General features: G+C 70.6%; 5 protein-coding genes. 1 reads left to right on the top strand and 4 read right to left on the bottom strand.

All coding sequences use genetic code 11. The features are described from left to right. Positions 1–164 precede the first annotated feature (164 nt). From ACWCQM_RS40650 to ACWCQM_RS40635, 4 genes are all read right to left on the bottom strand, one after another. Complete coding sequence (locus tag ACWCQM_RS40650) at positions 165–1,004, bottom strand: SDR family NAD(P)-dependent oxidoreductase (RefSeq protein ID WP_450920089.1); 840 nt, start codon at positions 1,002–1,004, stop codon at positions 165–167. A gap of 149 nt (positions 1,005–1,153) precedes the next feature. Further along, the gene (locus tag ACWCQM_RS40645) at positions 1,154–1,999 is read right to left on the bottom strand and encodes an amidohydrolase family protein (RefSeq protein WP_073751780.1); all 846 of its coding nucleotides are present in this window, start codon (positions 1,997–1,999) and stop codon (positions 1,154–1,156) included. After that, entirely contained in the window at positions 1,996–3,183 is a 1,188-nt protein-coding gene (locus tag ACWCQM_RS40640) for a mandelate racemase/muconate lactonizing enzyme family protein (RefSeq protein ID WP_450920088.1), read from the bottom strand. Before ACWCQM_RS40640 ends, ACWCQM_RS40645 begins: the two co-directional genes overlap by 4 nt. Continuing rightward, a complete protein-coding gene (locus ACWCQM_RS40635; protein WP_450920087.1) occupies positions 3,183–4,553 on the bottom strand; it encodes an aspartate aminotransferase family protein in 1,371 nt (456 codons plus the stop codon). Before ACWCQM_RS40635 ends, ACWCQM_RS40640 begins: the two co-directional genes overlap by 1 nt. A 312-nt stretch (positions 4,554–4,865) precedes the next feature. Here ACWCQM_RS40635 and ACWCQM_RS40630 point away from each other — a divergent pair, with 312 nt between their 5' ends. Beyond that, positions 4,866–5,720: an IclR family transcriptional regulator gene (locus ACWCQM_RS40630; protein ID WP_450920086.1), complete on the top strand. Its 855-nt coding sequence runs from the start codon at positions 4,866–4,868 to the stop codon at positions 5,718–5,720. Positions 5,721–5,963: the final 243 nt, after the last annotated feature.

Here is a 5,963-nt window from a genome sequence, read left to right as displayed (position 1 = left end):
GCGATGCGTTGCCTGACATGACGGAGGTGCTCCTCGCAGGGTCGATGCGTGCGCGGGACGTGCTCTCGATGCGTGCGGAAACGTGCGCGGGAGGTGCTGCACCCGGTGCGGGCCCGGTGCGCCTGGCCGGTGCGGGGTGGACGGGCGGTCGGGCCGGTCCGGCGTCAGATCGTGTTGCGGTACGGCGGCATGAACCGCATCCGCGGCATCTGGTCGGCCAGCACTCCCCCGTCGACGACCAGGCGCGTGCCCGTGAGGTAGGCCCCGGCGTCGGACGCGAGGAGCAGGAGTGCCCCCACGCATTCGTCGGGCCGGGCGTACCTGCCGAGCGGGATGCGCTCGCGGTACGCGGCCTCGAACGCCTCCCGGTCGAAGGGGAACTCCCCGTCGATGGGCGTCTCGACCATGCCGGGGGCCAGGGTGTTGGCGGTGATGCCGTGCGGGGCGAGCTCGACCGCCAGGGTCTCGGTGAGCAGCTGGGCGGCGGCCTTGGAGGCGTTGTAGTGGGCCAGGCCGGCCTCCGCCACGAGGGCGTTCTTCGAGGTGATGGTGATGATGCGGCCCGCGAGGCCGTCGGCTGTCATGTGTTCGGCGACGCGCTGGCTGAGGAAGAACACCGCGTCGACGTTGACCCGCATGATGCGCGACCAGCTCGCCGGGGTGATCTCGTTGAACCGCTCCAGGGCCGCCGTTCCCGCGTTGTTGACGAGGATGTGCAGCGGTCCGGCCTCCGCTCGTACGGTGTCGGCGAATCCGGCCAGCGCCTCGATGTCGGCGAGGTCCTGCCCGTACGCCCAGCACCGGCGCCCCAGCGCCTCGACGGCCGCCGCCGTCTCCCCGGCACCGTCTGCGCCGGGCAGGTCGACGAGGACCACGTCGGCACCCGCCTCGGCGAGGCCGAGGGCGAAGGACCGGCCGAGGCCTCGGGCGGCTCCGGTGACGACCGCGGTGCGGCCCGTGAGATCGAAGCGGTCGGTGGAGCGGGGCGGGACGGCTGCGGACATGGGTCCTCCAGGCGGAGTGGTACGGGGAAGTGGGCCGCCGCTTCGCACCGGGGGTGGAGCGTGCGGCGGCCCGGCTGCCGGCCGGCGGCCGGGAACCGGGGGAAGTTCCCGTGTGCCGGCCGGCAGGTCGTGGGAACGGCCCGTGACGGTCAGCCGTTCAGTCCCAGCAGGTCCAGCGACGGCCGGTGGATGATCTCCTCCACCGCGTCCCGGTCCAGCGGCGGCAGCCCGGGGATGCCGGGGATGCGGGCGATCTCGCGCAGCCCCTTCACCGAGTCGTCGACCGTCGTGAACGGGTAGTCGCTGCCGAACATCACCTTGTGGAAGACCCCGTAGTCCTGCACCAGCCGGAGGCTGTGCCAGAGCTGGAACGGCCGGTAGTGCAGGGCGCTGAGGTCGGCGTACACGTGCGGGTGTTTGCGGATCACCGCGATGCACTCGCCCTCGAAGGGGTGGCCGAGGTGGGCGAGGACCATCCGCAGTTCGGGGTGGCGGATGGCGACGGCGTCCAGGTGCCGGGGCATCGCCCACTCCAGCGGTGCACTGGAGACGAACGTCGTACCGGTGTGCACCAGGAGGGGCAGCCCGTGCCGTTCGGCGTACGTGTACAGCTCGTCGTACTCCTCCGCCGCCGGGTCGAAGCCCGCGTACATCGGCATCAGCTTGATGCCGCGCAGCCCGAGTTCCTGGTGGCCGTAGCGAAGCTCCTCCTGCCAGCCGGGCTGGGTGGGGTCGAGGGCCAGGTAGCCGATCAGCCGGTCGGGGTGCTGTCCGGCGTACGCGGCAACGGCGGCGTCGTCGACCCAGAGTCCGCTGCGGCGCGCCTTGCCGCCGACGACGATCGTACGGGTGGACTCGGGTGCGGTGGCGGCGTACTCCTCCCACTTCACCGTCAGGTCGACCTCGCCCGCGTGGGCGCGGGCGGAGTCGGAGCTGAACGGGTCGGTGAAGTCGTGGCTGTGCCGGAAGAGGTGGGAGTGGACGTCGGTGATCATGTGCGGTTCCGCTTCTCCCAGCCGTCCGCGAACATGTTCCAGAAGCGGTGGCTGGGCGGGTGTTCCTCGAAGACCTCGTCGACGAGCTCGACGCCGAGACCGGGGGCGGTCGGCAGGCCGATGTGGCCGTCGACGATCGGGAGCGTGCCCTTGAGGGCGTCGAAGACGAACGGCTCCAGGAGCCCGTCGAAGGTCTCCAGGATCTTGAGGTTGGGCATGCCGAGCGTCGCGTGCACCGAGACCGTGGTGCAGAGCGGTGAGTTGGAGTTGTGCGGGGCGACGAGCATGCCGTGGGTGTCGGCGATGGCGGCCAGCTTGCGGACCTCGGTGAAGCCGCCGGCCATGGAGAGGTCCGGCTGGATGATGTCGACGGCGTGGGTCGCGAAGAGCTGCTTGTACTCGTAGCGGTTGTGGAAGTGTTCGCCGCCGGAGATCGGGAAGGCGGCGCGCTGCCGCAGCTCCGCGTACCGCTCGATGTGGGTCCAGGGCATCGGCTCCTCGAACCAGCCGATGTCGAAGGGCTCCAGCTCGCGCACGAGCCGGGCGGCGGTGGGCATGGCGAACCGGGCGTGGCCCTCGATGAAGAGGTCGGTGTCGGGGCCGATCGCCTCGCGTACGGCGGCCACGAGGGCGACCGAGCGGCGCAGTTCGCTGCGCTCCAGTTCGTGCAGCCCTGGTCCGAAGGGGTCGAACTTGAGGGCGGTGAAGCCCTTCGCCACGGTCTCCTTCGCCTTGGCCGCGAAGATCTCGGGCTCGCGCTCGCCGGTGTACCAGCCGTTGGCGTACACCCGCACCTCGTCGCGGCACGCGCCGCCGGTGAGGCGGTACGCGGGTACCCCGAGGGCCTTGCCCATGAGGTCGTACATCGCCTGGTCGAGTCCGGACAGGGCGACGCCGCCCATGTCGCCGCCGCGCAGGAAGTCGCCCTGGTAGACGCGGAGCCAGAGCTCCTCGGTGTCGAAGGGGTCGGCGCCGATGAGGTGGCGCCGTGCGATGGCCTCGGTGAGGTCGCAGACCTCCCGGACCCGGTAGGGGTGGGTGATCTCGCCGATGCCGGAGAGGCCCTCGTCGGTGTGGACCCGGACGTAGCCGAAGTCGCGCCACGAGGTGCCGAGCATCAGTGTCTCGACGCGGGTGATGCGCCCGGCGGGCCCGGCGGGGCGGGTGCGGTTGACGGTCAGCATCAGCGGGTCGCTCCACCCATGGTCGAGGTGTTCTCCAGGTCACGGGCCCCGCCGTCGGCGAGGACGGCCTCGACGGCGGCCTCGGTGCCCTCGATGAGGCGGTCGACGTCGGCGTCGGTGTGGGCGTAACTGATGTGACTGCGCTTGAGGTTGAGCGGCAGCTCGAACAGCCCGTGGTCGAGGAGCCTGCGGCGGTAGCCGACGAACAGCGAGGCGTCGTTCTTCAGCAGGTCGGCGTAGGTGCGGGGGGTCCCGCCCGGCATGAAGTAGCTGACGAAGACGGAGCCGTAGCCGGTGACGACCGCGGGGACGCCGAGGCGCTCGTAGAGCGCGGTGAGTTCGGTGCGGACCCGGTCGCCGAGCCGGAAGACGTGCTCGTGGACCGGCTCCTCGCGGAGCTTGCGCAGGGTGGCGAGGGCGGCGGCGACGACGGACGGGTGCCCGTTGTACGTACCGGCGAAGAAGGCCGGGGCGCCGGGCCGGGTGGAGAAGAGGTCCATGAGGTCGGCGCGGCCGCCGATCGCGCCGACGGGGGCGCCGTTGGCGATGGCCTTGCCGAGGGTGGTGAGGTCCGGGGTGACGCCGGAGATCTTCTGCCAGCCGCCGATGTCGTGGCGGAAGCCGGTGATGACCTCGTCGAAGATCAGGACGCTGCCCGCCTTCGTGGTCTCCTCGCGCAGGGTGGTGAGGAATTCCTGGTGGGGCAGGAGCGCGCCGACGTTGTGCGGGACGGGTTCGACGATGACGGCGGCGATGTCGGGCCCGTGCTCGGCGAAGGTGCGGCGCACGGCCTCGCTGTCGTTGAACGGCAGGACGAGGGTGGCGTCGAGGACCTCGGGCAGGATGCCGGTCGAGATCGGGTCGTGGCCTCCGACCTTCTCGGGGGCGGAGATGACGTTGAGGCTGACCGAGTCGTGCCAGCCGTGGTAGCAGCCCTGGAACTTGACGACGAGACGGCGACCGGTGGCGGCGCGGGAGACGCGCAGGGCGTGGAAGGTGGCCTCGCTGCCGGTGCTGGTGAGGAGGACCTTCTCGATCGACGGGATCAGCTCGGTGAGCTGTTCGGCGAGGAGGACCTCGCCCTCGGTGACACCGACGCCCATGTGGCCGAGGGTGGCGCCGGCCTCGGCGGTGGCGCGGGCCACATCGGGGTCGTTGTGTCCGAGCAGTGGCGGGCCGAACGCCGAGTGGAAGTCGGTGTACACGCGTCCGTCGGCGGTACGGAACCGTGCGCCGTCGGTGCCGGTGACGACCAGGTCGGTCAGTCCGGGAACGCTGCGCTGACCGCTGTTCACGCCGCCGGGTACGACCTGGCGGGCGCGTTCGGCGAGTCGGGCTCCGGATTCCTTGCCTACCGGGCCTGAACTCATGGTGCTTGCTCCTTGCGTCGAGAGTCGTCGGTTTTCGCAGGCCCTGCCCGGCCCGTGAGTCCCTGGCGCCATCCGCCCGGCAGTCTCCGCAGGAAGTGGTGTCCGTGGTGCGTGTTTCTTCGAGTGCTCTTCGGATGTTTCTTCGGTGTTGCCAATTTTCCGAACGCTGTTCTGTAGAGCAGAACAGGACTGGATATTACGTCCGCACGAAGGGGCGGTCAACCCCTCGGTGACGCCAAATCCCCCATTCCAGGCGCCTTTCGGGGTCGAAAGGGCTCCACTCACCCCCGAGGCCCACTAGGCTGTTCTGCTATGACGAACAGTGCTGCCCCAGAAGAACCGAAGTACTGGGTCAAGAGCGTGGCCAGGGCAGCGGACATCCTCGAGGCCCTCGCCGCCCCCTCCCAGGGGAACGGCCTCAGCGTCACGGAGGTCGGCCAGGCCTGCCGCATCTCCAAGAGTGCCGCCTTCGGCATGCTCCAGACCCTGCGCGCGTACGGCCTCGTCTCGGACGACGGCGAGGGCATGAACCGCCGCTACCGGCTCGGCATGAGCCTGGCGCGGCTGGGCGACCGGGCGCGCTCCCAGGTGTCCCTGCGCGGAGTCGCCCACCCGGTGCTCACGGAGCTGACCGCGTCCACCGGTATGGCGTCCCGGCTCGCCGTGCCCGAGGACGGCCACGCGGTCGTCGTCGACCAGGTCGAGCTCGACCAGCGCGTCCGGCTCGATCTGCGGATGGGGCAGCGCGAGCTGCCGCACTGCACGGGCCTGGGCAAGGCGCTGCTCTCCGCGGTGCCCGAGAGCGAGGCCGCCTCGGTGATCGAGCGGTTCGGGCTGCCCCGGCGGACCTCCCGCACCATCACCGACCCGGCCACGTTCCTCTCGCATCTGCGCGACATCGCCCGGGCCGGCTACGCGCTGGACGACGAGGAGGACGCCGAAGGCATCATCTGCATCGGCGCTCCCGTCTTCGACGACCGTTCGGTGTGCGCGGGGGCGGTCAGCATCACCGGGCTCAAGCTCGGCCTGCCGGCCTGGCGTTACCAGGAGCTCGGCGGCCAGGTCCGGGACGCGGCGCGGCGGATCAGCGTCTCGTTGGGCTGGGAGCCTGACGAGGACGGGGCGGCGGACACCGGTGCGGCGCATTCCGACGGAATCGGGTCTTGACCGATCGGCTTCATCGGCCGTAGGTTCCCTGCCAACCCCGATGACATCCTCACAGCATCGGCGATTTACCCCTTCCGGCCCGCTTCCGACGCCTGCCCACCGCGTCGTGGACATCCGACGGCCGGACCCTTTCGAGCCATCCGCCTCATGGCAGTCCCTCCGTAGGAACGCTCCCTCATTCCCGGCACTTCTCGGAAGGCGAAGTCCGCATGAGCGTTCCGCACCACCACACCTCCGACCGGT

Source organism: Streptomyces sp. NPDC002125 (assembly GCF_053593715.1).
This window is presented reverse-complemented; position numbering and strand designations above follow the sequence as displayed.